The 17,540-nt window shown below is 45.7% G+C and carries 17 protein-coding genes; 8 read left to right on the top strand and 9 right to left on the bottom strand.

Annotation, left to right across the window (positions count from 1 at the left end; translation table 11 throughout):
• Both VIP81_RS00665 and VIP81_RS00660 read right to left on the bottom strand, forming a co-directional pair.
• Window positions 1-1,491, bottom strand: a 1,491-nt coding sequence (locus tag VIP81_RS00665) for a TonB-dependent receptor plug domain-containing protein (RefSeq protein WP_331956545.1), incomplete at its 3' end; no start/stop codon positions are given.
• Between the two features lie 17 nt (window positions 1,492-1,508).
• The gene (locus VIP81_RS00660) at window positions 1,509-2,477 is read right to left on the bottom strand and encodes a FecR family protein (RefSeq protein WP_331956544.1); all 969 of its coding nucleotides are present in this window, start codon (window positions 2,475-2,477) and stop codon (window positions 1,509-1,511) included.
• Between VIP81_RS00660 and VIP81_RS00655 the strand changes: the two genes are divergently transcribed.
• From VIP81_RS00655 to VIP81_RS00635, 5 genes are all read left to right on the top strand, one after another.
• Entirely contained in the window at window positions 2,457-3,245 is a 789-nt protein-coding gene (locus tag VIP81_RS00655) for an RNA polymerase sigma-70 factor (RefSeq protein WP_331956543.1), read from the top strand. The two genes, VIP81_RS00660 and VIP81_RS00655, sit on opposite strands and share 21 nt — an antisense overlap.
• Window positions 3,246-3,501: 256 nt before the next feature.
• Window positions 3,502-4,128 carry an OmpA family protein gene (locus VIP81_RS00650; RefSeq protein ID WP_331956542.1) on the top strand — a complete coding sequence of 209 codons (627 nt, stop codon included), beginning with the start codon at window positions 3,502-3,504 and terminating at the stop codon, window positions 4,126-4,128.
• 32 nt (window positions 4,129-4,160) lie between these two features.
• Window positions 4,161-4,634, top strand: a complete 474-nt coding sequence (locus VIP81_RS00645; protein ID WP_331956541.1) for a PRC-barrel domain-containing protein — start codon at window positions 4,161-4,163, stop codon at window positions 4,632-4,634.
• A gap of 306 nt (window positions 4,635-4,940) precedes the next feature.
• Window positions 4,941-5,336, top strand: coding sequence for a hypothetical protein (locus VIP81_RS00640; RefSeq protein ID WP_331956540.1), 396 nt, complete (start codon window positions 4,941-4,943; stop codon window positions 5,334-5,336).
• A gap of 156 nt (window positions 5,337-5,492) precedes the next feature.
• Window positions 5,493-6,476, top strand: a complete 984-nt coding sequence (locus VIP81_RS00635) for a hypothetical protein (protein ID WP_331956539.1) — start codon at window positions 5,493-5,495, stop codon at window positions 6,474-6,476.
• Window positions 6,477-6,485: 9 nt separating this feature from the next.
• On the opposite strand, the gene VIP81_RS00630 is transcribed toward VIP81_RS00635, so the two are convergent.
• Both VIP81_RS00630 and VIP81_RS00625 read right to left on the bottom strand, forming a co-directional pair.
• On the bottom strand, window positions 6,486-6,899 hold the full coding sequence (locus tag VIP81_RS00630) for a DUF4267 domain-containing protein (protein ID WP_331956538.1): 414 nt from the start codon (window positions 6,897-6,899) through the stop codon (window positions 6,486-6,488).
• A gap of 63 nt (window positions 6,900-6,962) precedes the next feature.
• A complete protein-coding gene (locus tag VIP81_RS00625; RefSeq protein ID WP_331956537.1) occupies window positions 6,963-7,541 on the bottom strand; it encodes a Crp/Fnr family transcriptional regulator in 579 nt (192 codons plus the stop codon).
• A gap of 181 nt (window positions 7,542-7,722) precedes the next feature.
• Between VIP81_RS00625 and VIP81_RS00620 the strand changes: the two genes are divergently transcribed.
• On the top strand, window positions 7,723-10,422 hold the full coding sequence (locus tag VIP81_RS00620) for a sensor histidine kinase (RefSeq protein ID WP_331956536.1): 2,700 nt from the start codon (window positions 7,723-7,725) through the stop codon (window positions 10,420-10,422).
• Window positions 10,419-11,168 (top strand): LytTR family DNA-binding domain-containing protein, encoded by a 750-nt coding sequence (locus VIP81_RS00615; protein WP_331956535.1) that lies wholly within the window; start codon window positions 10,419-10,421, stop codon window positions 11,166-11,168. The genes VIP81_RS00620 and VIP81_RS00615 overlap by 4 nt, the downstream gene beginning before the upstream one ends.
• 3 nt (window positions 11,169-11,171) lie before the next feature.
• Here the strand turns inward: VIP81_RS00615 and VIP81_RS00610 are convergent, their stop codons facing one another.
• Complete coding sequence (locus tag VIP81_RS00610) at window positions 11,172-11,618, bottom strand: hypothetical protein (protein ID WP_331956534.1); 447 nt, start codon at window positions 11,616-11,618, stop codon at window positions 11,172-11,174.
• Between the two features lie 178 nt (window positions 11,619-11,796).
• Here VIP81_RS00610 and VIP81_RS00605 point away from each other — a divergent pair, with 178 nt between their 5' ends.
• Complete coding sequence (locus VIP81_RS00605) at window positions 11,797-12,072, top strand: hypothetical protein (protein ID WP_331956533.1); 276 nt, start codon at window positions 11,797-11,799, stop codon at window positions 12,070-12,072.
• A 65-nt stretch (window positions 12,073-12,137) separates the two neighbouring features.
• On the opposite strand, the gene VIP81_RS00600 is transcribed toward VIP81_RS00605, so the two are convergent.
• The 4 genes from VIP81_RS00600 to VIP81_RS00585 form a co-directional block, all read right to left on the bottom strand.
• The gene (locus tag VIP81_RS00600) at window positions 12,138-13,175 is read right to left on the bottom strand and encodes an isoaspartyl peptidase/L-asparaginase (RefSeq protein WP_331956532.1); all 1,038 of its coding nucleotides are present in this window, start codon (window positions 13,173-13,175) and stop codon (window positions 12,138-12,140) included.
• 22 nt (window positions 13,176-13,197) lie between these two features.
• Window positions 13,198-14,238, bottom strand: coding sequence for a cyanophycinase (locus VIP81_RS00595; RefSeq protein ID WP_331956531.1), 1,041 nt, complete (start codon window positions 14,236-14,238; stop codon window positions 13,198-13,200).
• 254 nt (window positions 14,239-14,492) lie between these two features.
• Window positions 14,493-15,884: a RagB/SusD family nutrient uptake outer membrane protein gene (locus VIP81_RS00590; RefSeq protein ID WP_331956530.1), complete on the bottom strand. Its 1,392-nt coding sequence runs from the start codon at window positions 15,882-15,884 to the stop codon at window positions 14,493-14,495.
• 12 nt (window positions 15,885-15,896) lie between these two features.
• Window positions 15,897-17,540 (bottom strand): TonB-dependent receptor domain-containing protein (locus tag VIP81_RS00585; protein ID WP_331956529.1); only part of this gene is annotated, 1,644 nt, incomplete at its 5' end.

Here is a 17,540-nt window from a genome sequence, read left to right as displayed (position 1 = left end):
ATTTCTCAGCAACAGCTGTGTCTGATCAGAATAGTTGTTGCCTGTTAAGAAGCTACCAAATACAATGGCCGCATTTTCCGTAAGGGAACCATCGGGATTTTTCATCATAGCCACCGGAAAGGCTTCATCGGAAATCCTTCTCCACACCGGCGTATTACTGGGATGATTCAGAATAGGATAAAAGTAAGTACGTTGGGAGAAATCAAAATTATTTTCCAGTTTGAGCCAGTCGAACGGTCTTACTGCGCCTTTAGCCCGGATGTTATACATTTTAAACTTGTCGGGGTTATAGCGAAAAATACCATTTTGCGACATATACCTGCCGGAGAGATAATATTCCGATTTAGCATTACCACCGGAGGCAGAGAGTGTTTGTTCCGTAGATGGGTTTTTATCTGCATACAGTTCTTTAAACCAGTCGGTATTACCATAGTACACGTAGTTGCCGGTAGTAGGATCAATATCCGTTTTAGGCAGGGAAGGATCGTCGTTACGGCGTTTCAGTTCATCCAGGTAATCCAGTGAAAAAGGGAATACGCTATTGGCCTTTGCCGGATGCGATTTATAGTCGTTCCATGCATAGTAAGCTTCATCAAAGTTTTTGGCCCATTCGTAACCGTTAGTAACGAATTGAGGTTTGATGGTGCGATCGTTCAGGGAATAGTTACTGGCATAGGTGAGTTGTGTACTATTCTTAGCAGGGCTTTTTGTGGTGATGAGTACCACGCCGAAGCTTCCGCGGGCGCCGTAGATGGCGGCAGAAGCGGCGTCTTTCAGTACGGTTACACTTTCAATATCATTCGGGTTTAATAAATTAGGATCACCGGGTACGCCATCTATCAGCACCAGGGCACTGCCGCCGGCGCCGATAGAGGTGGTGCCCCTTACATTGTAGGTGGCACCACGGATAGGTTTTCCATCGGTCATACGAATATTCAGGTTGGGAAGTACACCCTGTAATCCTCTCGTAGCGCTGGTCATGGGTCTGTTTTCAAACACTTCTTTTCCCACCTGATCTACTGCTCCTGTAAGATTTATTTTCTTTTGGGTGCCATAACCGACTACAACTATTTCGCTGAGTGCAGAAGAAGATTCCTTCAGCACTACATACAGCGATTGTTCTTTTTGTGGGTCCAGGCTGCTTTTAGTGATGGTTTGCGTCACGTAGCCAACATAGGCGATGGTGAAAACGAAGGGGCCTTGCTGACGGGAATTATCAAAAGTAAAAACACCTTTCACATCTGTTACTGCAAAGCTTTTGAGACTATCGACACCACTTTTCAGTTGTACAGAGGCGCCGGGTACAGGCTGTCCTTTTTCATCTTCAATTAAACCTTTGATCCATGTTTTCTTTTGTGCCTGTGCAGGCAGGAGGTTGATAAAAGCCATCAGTAACAGCAGGCCAAAAAATTTAGAGCCATACTGAAACGTTGACTGCCGGTTGTTCAGGGGCAAAGCTCCGCCCTTCACTAGCAGGTAGCGATGTGTCATAATGCGCAAATATTTAGTTAGTGATTTTTTTCTATACGGTAACCTGTACGTGTTGATATTATTTTTAAATCGTGCAACATGGCCATGCGATGCAGCACCTGTGACAATGAATCGGTATCCCTGATGACGCCTGAAAATGCGATGTCATCAAACGAAGCGGCGTTTTTGCTGATGCTCACATGATAGCCACTGGCAATAGTATCCAGCACCGCGGACAAGGACGTTTGATCAAACGTAGCGGCAAAACCACGCAGCGAGCCAAACGCAATGGCGGGCGAAACAGCCACTTTGCTAACCGGCAACTGCAAACTGGCAGTGCCTGTGAGGGTATTACATACCAGCTGTTGACCGGGCACCAGATAGCGCGTTTGCTCATGGGCTTTCACCATTACTTTACCGGTATGCAATATTACTTTCACCTCATGCCGAATAGTAGCAATGGTAAAAGACGTGCCCAGTGCGGTGGTAGCTACCCCATGACTTAGCACTGTAAACGGCAGCGGCGCATTTTTTGTGACGTTGAAAAAACCTTTTCCAGACAGTTGAATGGTTCGGCTATGTTGACCGAACGGCGCCGCGAAACGTATGGCAGCACCTTTATACAGCACTACCTGTGAGCCATCCGGCAGGTTGATTGTTTTTTGTTGTTGGGTATTATTATTAATAAGAATGCTATCCATTTTGGTATTTACCACGTTGGCCATTGTTTTTCGTAGTGGCGTAGACGTTGTTTTAAACATCCAAAGGGCGCCAGCGGCCAACAATATTGCCGCGGCGGCAGCCCAGCGCAGGTATACCCTATTATTGCCGCGTTTCATACCAACAGCTATCACGGTGTACATCTCTCCCCTTTCCTCCTTAGTAAATACAGGTGTGTTATCGCCTGGTTGTTGTTCATACCAATGGTCATACTCTTTCAGCTCCGCATCAGTAGCCGTTCCGTTAAGATATTTTTCCAGTAAATATTGCAGGCGCGATGGCGTCATCAGTCAGCGTGTTTGCTATACTTATCACATCAACCGCCATTTACCCCCACTCTGTTTTTACAAAAAAAGACGAATTCATATTTAGTTAACATTGGAAAAGTTGTTTACCATAAATTAACATACAAAGCTTCTCACAGTAAATATCTTTGCCCGCAAAACCACATTTTTATCTACTCCGGCAATCATCATACATGCGATGGCTTATGGCAACAAGCCAGGAAGGGCGATACAAAAGCGTTTGAGCAATTGTATGCCGCTACTGTAGTGGCACTGAGCAACCAGGCCTTCCGTATACTAAAAGACCGGGAGCAGGTAAAGGATATTATACAGGATGTATTTATCAGTTTATATCTCAGGAGAGATGAGATAGCAGCGGAGGTGAACATCAACGGTTATCTGAACAATGCCGTAAAATATAAGGTGTCTAATTTATTACGTAATAAATTGCTACAGGAAAATCATCACCAGGTACTGATCAGACAAGCCTATCAGCAGGAAGTGGTACAACCTGTGCAATTAGAACAACATGAATTAAAAAATCAGATCGCCCGTAGTATTAATACCCTGCCGCAGAAATGCAGAGAAGTTTTTATGCTGAGTTACTACGGTAATATGGGCTACAAAGCGATCGCACAGGAAATGGGCATCTCTGTAAAAACAGTGGAAAAGCATATGAGCAAGGCTTTACAGGTATTACGCAGAGAATTAAAAACAGAACATCGTCTTGGTATGCTATTCATTGCCCTATCTGTTTGTGCTGGTATATAATTTCCGCAATACGTAGGAAAAAGACCATAAACAGGGGCTACCGGGATTCCCCAACCCGGCATTTTCTTCTTTAAAACATCCTGCCATCCGATCGCGCACAACAGCGCTAATCACTTGTACATCAGTCTGATTAAGTCCCAACTGCACACCTTGCTGGCGGCCTATTTCCGGCATTGGTATAATGATTGTCTTATATCTGACGAAACGTTTTGGATGAGCTCATCCAAAATATTACACAAACCCTAATTACATTTATATGGCACACTTAGAAGTTCAACCCAGGAAAAAAAGTTCCGCGTGGATATGGTTGCTAATCGGATTATTAATCGTGGCCGTTATCCTCTTTTTCCTCCTGCGCAGCAATAATAAAGATCAATCTATTATTGCTACTACGGACACCATCGCTGCCACCAGTCAACCTATCATGGCTGCTGATCCCGATTGGAATCACGTTAATTTCGATGCGCCGGACACACAATACGAAGAAGTCACCAACAAAGGAATTGTAGTTAAAAGCAATGACCAGTATACCATTTATAGTTTGGGAGAAAATATTCTTTTCGCGACAGATAAAAGTACACTGGAAGGAAATGCAGACGAACAGTTAAAACAAATTGCCGCTTCGCTCAACAAACGTTTTCCGCATGCACAGATAGGCGTGTATGGTCATGCAGACGCCAAAGGCAGTGCCGATCATAATTCACAGCTGGCAGCAGAACGCGCCGCAGCGGTAAAAATCTGGCTGATACAGCATGGAGATGTAGCAGAAAATAAAATTTCTGTGCATTCATTGGGCGAAACAACTCCATTGGCCAATAATAACAACGCAGCAGGCAGACAACAAAACAGGAGCGTGGAAATAGTGGCCTTCTCCGGTAAGTAACGTTGATTTCATCATCATAAAAATTTATTGCCATGTCTATTACTGAACATAATCGTTTGGAAGAATTAAGCGACAGCAACTTTGAAATCGTAAAAGGACAACCGGATATCAGACGCTGGGATGTGGAAGACCTGCAGGGGCATAAGCTGGGACGCGTGGAAGACCTGTTGTTTAATCCGCAATCACGGCGGGTACGTTACCTGGTGATTAACCTGAAAGGTAACAACGTAGGATTAACAGATCGTAAAGTACTATTCCCCATTGGCATCGCCGTACTGCACGAAAAAAATGATACCGTATTGTTACCGGAAATAACTACCTCCCATTTCGCCGCATTGCCATTTTACGAAAAAGGAGTGATTGTAACGCCGGAGACAGAACAGGATATCCGCAATGTATTTGTGGTGCCGGGCAGCAATACTACCGACAGCGATTTTTACAATCATGAACAGTTTGATCAGGACCGGTTTTATGCACCGAGGTATCCGAAAGATGATCGTTTGTAAGCACTTGCCTTATATATATTCACATTTTGCAGCCGCTTCGATAAGGAGGCGGCTGTTTTTTTTGTTTTAAACCGTCTTGATAAGATGATGGGGATTAATATTAATGTGCGACCGAAAATGGAGAAATGAATATTATATTTAGTGCAGATATTGATGAATCAGCCCGTCCCTATATTTCGATGATACTGAGTATACCCTATAGACAATCCACCTTCGTTTTCGGTCTTTCTATTTTAAGAAGTTATGAAGAGTAAAATAATATATTTCTGTATAGTACTGCTGGTGCTGTCCTGTAAAACGGTGACAATGAGGCAGGAAACATACGATATCCATGCCGATGTAAGGCTTGGCGAACGTTTTTATTCTATTTTTCTGGATAAAGATGGATATGGTTATGTAGCAAAGGGAACAGGTTCGTACTACACATCGCCACTTACAATAGATTCTTCAGTTAATAGTAATATGTTTAAAGTAGATTCAATAAAAGGTTTGATTTCTATCCTGGATCAGCTCACCATTGACTCAACAATCAAAAAGAAACCAATGGGCACAATTCCCCGGGTTGAAATATACTATAAAAACGTAAAGGTGTATGATGCTTATCGATGGGATCAATCTGTTTGGAATGGACTAAGACCTATTATATCACAACTCCCGCATGGCTTTAATCCTTTTCTGGCAAGCGATAATCCATTTGAGTAGACCTGATAAGCCTTCAGTTAAAAGCATGGTATCGCACAATGCGATACCATGCAAAATGCACCTTAATGTTTATCTTCCATATGTTTTTACAGCGCATGGTCTTTCCCCTCCTCCCTCTCTTAAAAAATCCGTTTATTTGCAGATAAATATCCGTGAATGAAATCTGTCATCATCTACTGCCTGCTGCTACTTCCTTTCTTTGCCAACGGACAGGAATTAGTGAATTACAGAGATACCCTGCATAACTTCGCGGTAGGCGTGCCGAATGGATGGTCGATCTGGAAAAGCACCAAAGCACCTGCTATCAAATTTATAGCACAGCGGATGTCTGCCGATAGTAGCCGGAAAGAGCCGGAAAATTTTAATGTGAGCATTTTGGAAGAGCCTCACTCCAGTGTGGATAACATTGTAAAGAAGCTCTTCAACTATACCAGTCGCAATCCTTTTTTCAAACTTATCGATTCCGGTAGTGTGATCAGTAATGGCAAGCGAACCGTGTGGCTCGATGAAATACATATGGAGCCCAACCTCCCGGACACCTTTTTTTCCAGCATTTTCGTTTCTTATACCGATAACAAAGCCTACCTGCTGAGCGCTACCACGCTATCGGCATTTTCAGGCGTTTATGCGCCCTTATTCCACCAGATTGGAGGCTCATTACAAACCGGCAGGGCCATGCGAAAAGAACGGCTTAAAATCCCATTCCCCGGCACCGAAAAATGGAAGCTGATATCAGATAAGGAAGTGGATAACTTTGTGACCCGGCAATATTTACCAGAAAATGAAACCCCTGAAAAGTGGGACCAGAAGATCTATGCCATGACCATGGAAAATGTGAAAGTCAGCAACATCGATCAGGCCATCAAGAGTTTCACGGATGCGGCGTTGGGAAAATCTGCCAACGCAAAAGTAACGTTGCTAAGTAAAGAGAACCTGCCAGGGCGGCGCAGGGCTTTATTCAAAATAGAAACACCTGTTGTTGCCGGCACCCCGGCCCCTGAATCCCAGCTGTACTATATTATACAGGGAGCAAAGTCTTTTCATGCCGTATTTATAGCGAAAAAGTCCAGTACCCTATCTCCCGAATACATTAAAACCTGGGGAGATATTTTCCGCAAAAGCCAGCCGGTAAGCGAATAACGCCCCGGTTTATGCGGGTAAAGGCAACTGTCCGGCACTGGCCGGACGCGCTGAAAACCCGATACCCACTGCTGCCGCCGCCGTTAGCACAATGGCGATAATATGCGGCATGGCTGTCATTATATTGCCATGGGTAGCCTGTAACACCAGGGTCATATCTACAACAGGAATAAAAATGCCTGACAGCAATACGATCATCAGCGCCTTGCGCATATTGAATGCTGCCAGCAAAGTGATCACGGTACCGGTAAACAAATCGCGGATACCTTTTATGTAGTGAAAAGAATAATCTCCGTTTTCATTGAAATGCAATCCAAATCCCGCTTCCGCCCCTTCCGGCTGTAGCAGGAATCTGCAGCCAATAAACACCAGTGTTAAACCAGATACAATAGTCAGGTACTTAAAGAAATTTAAACGTGTCATATGCGATGATTTTATAACACAAATTTCGGTTGCTGCTCCTGCAATTTCGTTCACCTGGGTTAACTAATGTTTTTTCGCCATCCGGCTTCTGATTCTGCTCAGCGATTGTGGCTTTATCCCTATAAAAGAGGCTATCATGTATTGTGGAATACGATGCTGGATATGCTGGAACAGCTCAAAGAACTCGTAGTAACGTTCCTCCGGCGTGCCGGTATATAAAGAAGTGACTTGCCGGGACGACTTCACAAAAACATCCTCTATGATCAACCTGCCCATGCGGTCTCCTTCCTTCATGGTATCAAATACTTTTTGCAGGTTTTCTTTTGAAATGGTCCACAATACGCAGGGTTCTAAAGCAATAATACTTCTGGTAGATGGTTGCCGGGAAAGAAAACTTTCATAATTCCCCAACCATTCATTTTCCCCGGAAAAATAAGCGTGCACATCTTCCCCGTTACGCGTCATGATATACCCGACCAGTCCCTCTTCTATAAAGCCCACGTGGTTTGATACTTTTCCTTCCTGCAGAAAGGGTTCATTTTTCTTCAGTGTTACGCGATTGAAAAGCGTTGGCAAAAGTAATTCCTCTTCCTCAGACAACCGGATCAGGTATTTTACTGAATTGATTAATTGCTGGCTCATAGCTATAAAAATAAGCCATTTACTGAAGCTATTACCCGAAAAAGAGTTTTTTGCAAAAGTTATGCGTATACCCATTTCGGTTATATATTCACCGGATATTCAGTCAGCCTTACCATCTGCTAAGTGAATAGAAACCGGGCTTCTGATACAGATAGCTTTGGTACAATAAAATTATTGTATCATGAAAAAAACAGTTTATTTACTTTGGCTGATATGCCTGCCCTACCTGTTGCCGGCGCAGGGTAAGCCGGGATATTTTGCCCTGAAGCAGGGCGACTGGTTTGATATGCAGGTAACGCAGGGTACAGAAAATGGGCCTTATGCCGACCAGGAACCCTTCCTGCTATTTATCCGCCGGTATGTATTAAGATACCAGCTGCAGCGTCAACTACCCAACGGACATCAGCAATACAGCATCACGCAGGAGCGTATTATTTTCAATAATCCACAGGGCGCCGCCAATGGCTGGATGTGTTCTGACAGTTATTACCCAGCCTATCAACAGGGACTGGCTAAAAAGCCACCTAAAGGCCGGTTCCAGCTGGAAATCAGCCCGGAGGGGAAAATCGTGTCGCTGGAGGCAGATAAAAGCCAGCCTCCGTTACCCGTTAAGCTGCTCGACTATAGCCCGCAGAAGCGGGTAGGCGTATATTCTACCTCTACCTATTGGCCCATGCAGGTAGAAGAAGTGAAGCCCATGGTGCAACAGGTGCTGGACCACCGTAGTCCCGGAAATGGTGCACCGCTGCGCATTCCGGGGGAAATCAAGTCCCACTCTCAATTACTCATTGCCGCCTCTTTTCCCGTGAACGGAAATGTGTTGGTGAAAGGCACGCTGAAGCAGGTCGCTAACCAGGAAGCAAGTATGCAGGTGGGAGACAGTACTTTCCAAATTCAGATCAATGACCGCGGGGAATTCTCCCATTCCCTGCTGCTGAAGGGGCCGGAAAGAGCTTTTTTCTTCGCAAAAAATTATCAGACTGAATTATTCCTGATGCCAGGTGACACGCTGCTGATCAATACCGCAACAGATACTTCCAACGTTGTTGCTTTAAGCGGCAATGCAGCCTGGAATTCCAGACTGGCAAATGATATTTATAGTCTCTTTTACCATAACGACAATGGGGTGCGGCAAATGGACCGGTTCAAAAGCCTGGCGGAAGTTCTTGCCATGCAGGAAACGACCAGCACCAAATTTGATGCGGTATTGCATTCGTACGAAGGTAAAGCAACCCCTGTAGCATTGGACTATCATAAAACTGCCTGGAGATATCATATTGCGGAGGAGCAGTTGCTTTTCCTTTATACACATAATTACCAGGCAGACAGCTCCCTCAGGCCGTTTCAACGGATTCCCGAAGTAGTTACCGATGGCATCGACAATATGCCGGTGTTAATGAACCCCTACCCCGAAAACTACTTCTACCGGTATTATTTAGACTGGTTCCTCCATTATCAAAAAGCACGCATTGGCATCTCTGCCGGTGGAGGTACCGAAGCATTTTCCTTTTACAGTGATTACTTTGCGCTGCTCTCCACACTAAAAGGCTATCCGCTCTATTATAAGCTGGCCAAAGGCATCCGCGAAGAACTGATGAAAAAAAGCTGGACGGCCAACCAAAGACTGAAGCCCTACTACGAAGATTTTATCCACAACTGCGACGACAGCAGCTTAACTGCCCCCATCATAAAAAGCTGGCAACTCATGGAACGCTGGGCGCCGGGTAAGCGGTTGCCTTTTACAAAGCTGCCACTGGCTAATAGTAAAACCTACGAGATAGCAACAAAGCCAGGCAAAACTACCTGCCTGATATTTGAAGATGGCGCCTTTTATGAAGATACGGTGCTGGTGAGCATCATAAAGCGTCATCCGGAAGTATCATTTGTATTTGCCTGGATACAGGAGCCCTACTCCAATCCGGAAAGAGTAGGTAAGCTCAGCGCATTTCCCAATGTTACCTGTATTGAACTGGCAGATAAAGGTGCCGATAATTATGCGAGCTACGGACTAAGTAACGGCAGCCAAAACAATGTGGTAGTACTGGACCCCTGGGGAAGAATCGTGGATGACCACCTTCCTACGAACGATAATGTATGGCAGGAACTGCTGAATGCAATTGATACCGCGGCAAAAGCGTCCCGCCTTTCCACCACGCAAAAATCAAATATGATGAACATCATAGGATGGAGCCTCGGCTCCATCCTATTGACGGCTTTAGCAGGGATAGGGATTTACCGGGTACGCATACGCCGCATCAAAGCAGCGGAAGCCATGAAAACCGCCATCCGGGAGCTGGAAGTAAAGGCCATCCGTTCGCAGATGAATCCGCATTTTATTTTTAACGCCCTTAACTCTATTCAATCGCTCATTAACACCGCACAATACAAAGCCGCCAATACCTATCTCGTCAAATTTTCTATGCTGCTGAGAAGCGTATTGCACAATGCAGAAAAAAATACGCTCCCGCTTATCGATGAGCTAAATACCGTTCGCTTATATTGCGAACTGGAACAGCTACGCTTTGATTTTTCCTTCGACATGGACATAGCCGAAGCAATAGCGGCCGACCTGGTAGAAATACCCGGTATGGTGCTGCAACCACTGGTGGAAAACGCGATCATACACGGCATTGCCACTAAAGGAAAAGCCGGAACGTTGCATATTAAAACCGCAAAACAAGGAATGAACCTACTCATTTCAGTACACGATAATGGGAACGGATTTCACCCGGAAAATAATGGCGTGCACAAAAGCATGGGATTAAAACTGGTGCGGGAAAGATTACAGCTCTTCAGTGTAGCCGGACAAACTGCCAGTCTGCATATTAGTAACGGGAACGGCACTACGGCATTATTAACCATTCCAATTGAAACAGCATGAAAATAAGAAGCATCCTTGTTGATGATGAAGATAAAAGCCGGGATAACCTCCGCGTACTGCTGGCGGAATACTGCCCGGCAGTAGAAATAGCCGGAGAAGCCAATTCCGCCGCCACTGCATTGAAACTCATCAGGCAACTGGAACCACAACTCATTTTCCTGGATATTGAAATGCCCGGTGGTTCTGGTTTTCAGCTGCTACAATCGCTTCCGGCCCCGCGCAACTTTGAAGTGATTTTTGTTACCGCCTATGATCATTACGGCATTGCTGCCGTAAAAGCCTGTGCCATCGACTATGTATTAAAACCCATTGATGCCCTGGAACTATCCACTGCCGTAGAAAAAGCGATGGCGCAAATTATTCCGCAGCAGGAAAACAGCCGGCTCCGTGAATTAATCGCCAATATGGGCAAGCCCATAGCAGAAAATCGTATCGCCTTCCCGCTGGCGGATAAAATAATTTTTGCCGCACCGGAAGATATTATACGCCTCGAAGCAGCGGGAAATTACACGCATGTATACATCTCCGGACAAAAAAAAATAATCGTGTGCAAAACACTGAAAGAATACAACGACCTGCTAACTGACCAGCATTTTATACGCACACATCAGTCGCACCTGATTAACAGCCGCAAAATAACTGCCTGGATAAAAACGGAAGGTGGCGCCATTTCTATGGAAGATGGCAGCCAGGTACCCGTTTCCAGACAGCGTAAAGAAGAAGTACTCAAACAGCTGATAAAATAGCCACTATCGGGCATCTCCGCTGGTATTGCAGTCACTTTCCGGCTGATGTACCTTTTTAAAATCGTTTTCGTGGGTACTGTTTACAAACACTACTCTTTCTTCCGGTGCAGAAGCCGAATACTGTATGGTCCATTCCGCCGTACCTTTTTTTTCATCCTCCCATTTAAAGGTATAGACCGCCTCCTTTCCTTTCAGGCGATAACCGTTGCCGGCTGTGGTGGTGCTCACAATGTGGCAGTCGTTGACCTCCAATGGCAGCACCTCATGAATAGCCGAATCGGTCACCTTCATTTTTCTTAAATCCAGCGCGCAGGGAATGTAAATCACGTACTCGTTGTTAACACGGGTAATTTGTGTCCAGTTACCTGTATAGGGCATATTACGATGGCTGGTTTGACAGGCGGCTAACAATAGACAAATAGGGGTTAGTAAGGATAATAAACTTCTCATGGGATAGCAGGGTCTTGATTTTACATTTGATGCCTCAAAATTATCATTTTTTGGGATATTCCATAATGTGATGACGACTGTGTATTTATTTACGCAACGGGGTATTTCTTAAAGATTGACAACCAATACTTTTGGTATGGTGCGATGTTTGGACCCCTTATTTAAAAACTTGCTGATTATGACAACACAACCTAAAACACCCGGCCCGCTTCGCGATGATGACCTGCAGCCAGACGAGTTTATTCAAGGCAGGCAACAGCCAGTTCCTCCAAAGGGCAATCAGGATGAACAATCCCGGCAGGGCGAAGAAGACACCACCGATGATTTGCTCGATGAAGAAGACGACGACCTGGAAATAGATGAACTACTGGAAGAGGAAGACATCACAGACGAGGATATCGATGAAGATAATCCTGAAGAAGATGATGCCGAAAGAGGACCCATGAAAGGCTAAAAATATCGACGGATGCCGGTACTTAATACCCTGTTGTGGCTCTTATACCCGCATCCGTCCATATTTTATTTTTTATAAATAGCGATTTCAATTTTACCATCTTTCGTCACCGCACCTCTGTACATCCCTTCTGTATTAAAAGACATGGTCATGTTGCCTTTTTTATCCAGTGCAATAAGGCCACCATCGCCACCCATATCTCCTACTTTTTTGATCACCGTATTACCGGCCTGTTGTACACTCAGCCCTTTATACTCCATCAGCGCCGACAAATCATACGCTACTACATTGCGGATATAATACTCACCCCAACCCGTACACGAAATAGCGGCGGTTTGATTGTTGGCATAAGTACCAGCCCCAATAATAGGTGAATCACCAATGCGGCCATATTTTTTGTCTGTCATACCTCCGGTAGAAGTGGCAGCAGCGAGGTTTCCCTGCTTGTCCAGCGCTACGGCGCCTACAGTACCAAATTTATAGTCCCTGTTTTTGATGCCCAGCTTTTCCGGATTCGTATAGGCGTTGGCTTTAGCAGCTGCAATAGAATCTTCATGCAAAGCTCTTTGCAGATCTCTCCAGCGGGTTTCCGTTCTGAAATAAGAAGGGTCTACTATTTCCAGTCCTGCTTCTTTCGCAAATTTTTCTGCGCCGGGGCCTACCATCATCACATGTTCGGATTTTTCCATTACGGCTCTGGCAGCACTGACCGGGTTACGTACGGTGGTGATACCTGCTACGGCACCTGCTGCACGCGTTTTACCATTCATGATAGCCGCATCCAGTTCGTTACGGCCTTCATGTGTAAACACTGCGCCCTTGCCGGCATTAAAGAGCGAATCATCTTCCAGCACTTTTACGGTGGCTTCTACCGCATCCAGACTGCTACCACCGGATTGCAGCACTTTATATCCTGTTTGCAACGCCTGTTTCAAAGATGCTTTGTAAGCCGCTTCTTTTTCCGGCGTCATATTTTTTTGAAGGATAGTGCCAGCACCGCCGTGAATCACCAATACATAAGAAGATTTTTCCTGCGCCATAGCGGGTGAAAAAAGCTGGCCCGCCAGCACCAGCAAAAACAAATAACAAAACCTGCCTTTCATATCAAACTATATTAAGAAGTAATCAAATGGCTTTTTTATGCAGGTGACCGTTTTCCACCCACCAGCAATACCACGCACCACCACTGGCTTTGGCCGGATCAAAGTCTGCCACAGAGAAGCTGCCGTTGCCGGTAGCGCTGGCAGGAATTTCATATACTTTCAATGCCTGCCCGTTATAATTCCATTGCAGGGGTTGTCCCTTTTCGCAAAGTTCCGGTTTTTTCAAACTATCTGTTAAAATGAAACAGGCTTTGCTTACACCAAATACTTTCGCCATGCCTTGTGCATCAATACAAACCGCTGTTTTTTCGTCCGGTGCAATTCCTCTTGGAAAGATACCATGATCCTTGATAATACGGCTCATAAAAGTCACATGCCGGCCTTCGCGGCCACGTTTCAGGTAATGCTGGTCGCTGATCACCAATTGCAGGTAAGGCGCCTGCAGAAAATCGTTGTTGTACAGCGTTACCAGCGAGTCGTATGGATTAGCCAATACTGAATCCGATACGGCGCTGCCGCCTTCTCCGCTATAGTAAAGACCACTAAGGATTGCACAACCGGCGCTGGTGCCACCTACCGGCACTTTCTTTTCCTGCAGCAGGTAGTTAATTGCCGCATTTACTTTCGTGTTGCGCCACTGGTTCATGTAGCGCGACTGATCCCCGCCGGCGATAAACAACATCTCCGCATTGCGGATTGTGTTGGCCACCGTATCGTTATTAGCTAGCTCCCGGCTGGTGATGTTGAGCGTTTCCACAGAATTAACTTTGCCTAAGGAATCGATGTCGTGATTGTAGCTTCCGTTGCCGGAAGCAGTGAGCACTACCACATCGCCGCCGCCGCTGCGATTGATCATCCACTGGAAAGCGCCGTCTACATTACCGCCGCCACCAATCAGTGCTACGCCACCCTGTACGGGCGTAGTTACATCGGCGGTGTCGCCAATGATACCAATAGATCCCGGGCGACCGGGTATAGTAGGGAGTTGCTCCGTGTGTTGATTACAGGCGCTAAAACATAGAGTCGTTGCTGTTATAGCTGTAAAAATGATTTTTATTCTCATCTGATCGTTGTTACTGGTTTCCGTGACCGGAAGTATATTTTTTCACGCAAAGGCGCAAAGCAGCTAAGAAGCAAAGGAGCGAAGATTACATAACTACAATTTCGTATAGCCATTACATTATCTTCTCGCCTGGCGGACTTAAAATGCGCTTTGGTCTTCTTTGCTGCTTTACTTCTTTGCTGCTTAGCTGCTTTGCGCCTTTGCGTGAAAAAACACACTTCTGGTCGGCCTCATTGATAAAATAAACAGGACACTCAATACCCTGGATTCTGTTTCATATTTCTATTTGCTTTCGTTTCCGCATCCGGAATCGGGAACACATATCCTTTCTGACCGGGTTTCAGCAACACAGCGCCCTGCGCGTTGATAGCATCTGCCGGCTCACGGGTAACGGATAAGCCTCTTCTTCTCAGGTCAAATAAACGTTGTCCTTCGAAAGCCAGTTCTTTAAAGCGTTCGGTATATACTGCCGCGATCAATGCGTCTTTGTTGTTGAATGTTTGTGGCGTGTATCCGCTGATACGTGCGCTGCGTAAGTCGTTCAGATCGGCAGCACCATCGGACACTCTATTTTTCTCTGCCAGTGCTTCGGCTCTGATCAGGTACATTTCACCTGTTCTGAAAAGCTTGATATCTCTCAATCCGATGTTACCATCCGGGCCATAATATTTATTGACAATATACTCTGAAGTGCCGCTGCCACGGCTATCGTCGAAGAGGATATAAGCCCCGTAGCGCACATCCTTGTCTTTATCGAACGTGTTAATTAATTCGAAAGAAGGCGCATAATAAACAACGTCCCCATCATAGTATGCAGCGCCTATCGGGTCATTTACACTGGCTACCTGTTTCAGTTTCCAGATCACTTCTGATTCTTTGGCATCTGTCCAGATATCCGGAAAATCGTTAAAATCGGCCAGTGGCAGTGCATCAATAGCCGCGGTGGCATAGGTGATGGCATCGTCCCACTTTTTTTCATAGAGGGCTACCCTGGCACGGATGGCGGATACACCGATCAGGGTAATCCGGCTGTTATCATCTGCGTCTTCGGGAATGAGGGTGCTGGCCTGTTGCAGGTCTTTTTCTATAGCGGCCATCACTTCACCAAAGGTATTACGCGCAGGAAATCCGATGATGGAAGTATCCATGAAAGGAACGCCCATAGCGGCCGGATTGTATGCTTCGGCATAACTTTGCAATAGTTGAAAATGACAATAAGCGCGTAGCGCCAAAGCTTCGCCGCGGTATCTGTCTTTCAAAGCAATATCATCACCCTTGGCAGGGATGCGGTCCATAGCGCCCAGCACCCGGTTTACCCGGTCGATGGTAATATAATATTCGCCGAAAGAACCGGTGATAGTAGTACTACCCGGATCGATCTGCCAGCGGTACGTGGCCACGCCCCTGCCCAGGTTATTTTCATTGGGGAGCATGCATTCATCAGAGAGCAGCGACACGCTGTAGATAGTGTTGTACGTTAATTCCGAATAAGCGCCCAGCAGCCCGCTATTCAGATCGGCCACGTTGCGGAAAGTTCTTTCCGGATCAATAATGCTATCGGTAGGTTGCAGGTCCAGTTGCTTGTTGCAGGAAAGTATTAAAAAAGGCAGCAGCAACAACAGGTATCTTAAATGACGGATCATCATGAGTGTCTTGTTTTAGAAATTAACGTTCAGGCCAAAAGTGTAAGTCCGCGCACTGGGGTAGTCGAACATCCCATCTCCGTTATTATTTTCCGGATCAAAACTTTTCCATTTCGTCCAGGTGTAGAGGTTTTGCGCCTGCGCAAATACCTGGATGCCTTGCACAAATTTGATATGAGTAAGGATTTGCTTCGGAAAATTGTAACCGATACCTACATTCCTTAACCGCAGGTAAGAAGCGTCTTGTAGATCTTTGGAAGAATAATTTCTGCCGGAGCTAATACCTGGCAGGATGGCATTATCACCGGGCTTTTTCCAGCGGTCGTACAGCATACGTTTGGACTGATTGCTACTGGCGAAAGAAGGATTTTCATTGTAGTAATCTTCATTCAGATAGCGCATGGTTTTATCGGCAAACGTAAACAGTGCGTTGGCATAAAATCCTTTCCAGGTAAGTCCGGTATTAAATCCACCGGTAAACGGCGGTATATAAGTTCCAAACTCCGCTACGCTCAGCGCCGTTTCATTATAGTTACTGGTTGTATTACCACTACGATCGTAGTAAAGCGGTTTACCATTCGCAGGATCTACACCAGCCCATTTAGGCGCATAATGCGAACCATAAGGCAAGCCTACTCTTACGATCTGAGAAAGTCCCTGGGTAAATTCAGTGGCGGTTCCCAAATCGGTGATCACATTTTTATTATAGGCAAAGTTCACGCCTACCGTCCAGCTGAAATCTTTCTGCCGGATCACATCTCCCTGAATATCCATTTCTATACCTCTGTTACGCATAGAGCCGGAGTTGAGAGATAAGTAATAGAAGCCGGAAGTAATGGACTGTGGCTGATCTACAAAGAGGTTATCCGTTACTTTATTATATACATCACTCACTACACGGATACGGTTATTCCATAAGCCGAGGTCAAAGCCCACGTTAAACTCTTTGGCATATTCCCAATTATAGGCGGGGTTGCCGGCCTGATAAGGATAAATGGCGGGGTTGCCACCATACTGATTTGTTTTGAATGTACGAAAATAAGCAAAGGGCCCACCACCGGTAAATGGATTGGCAGAGGTACCGTAACTGGCCCTGAAGCGCAGGTTATTTACAAAGTCGACGTCTTTCAGGAAATTCTCGCGTTTCACTTCCCAGCCAACACCCAAAGAATAGAATCCATGCCACCTGTTATCCGGCGGCACGGTAGAAGCGCCGTCGCGGCGGTAGCTGGCATTCAGGGTATATTTTTCATTGAAGGTATAACGACCTATAGCGATATAGGAAGCCAGGGCGCTCTGTGTTCTGCCACCACTCAGGGTTGGCGTAAAGGGAGAACCTGGCGTAATGGCGGCCGGTGTGGCGGGAAATCTTCCATCAAGATCATAACCGGTATAGCCGAAAGCGCGGTAGTTGTTTTTAGTATATTCAAAATAACCCGATACTTCAAAGTCGTGTTTATCGATGACTTTAGCGTAGGTTAAACCGGAAGTGCTGACCAGTGTAAAGTTCCGCGTGGTGCCTTCACCGAAACTACCACGAGAGCCGTTATCTACTTTATAGCCGGAGTAGGAATCGGGGTTTACATATTCTTCAGAAGTAGTTTCCCGGAAGTCCAGTCCCAATCTTGTTTTCGCGATCAGTCCTTTTGCCAGTTCATA

The organism is Chitinophaga sp. (assembly GCF_036566945.1).
Lineage (GTDB): Bacteria > Bacteroidota > Bacteroidia > Chitinophagales > Chitinophagaceae > Chitinophaga.
Note: the sequence above shows the minus strand (reverse complement) of the source record. Positions and strands in the feature narration are given on the sequence as shown.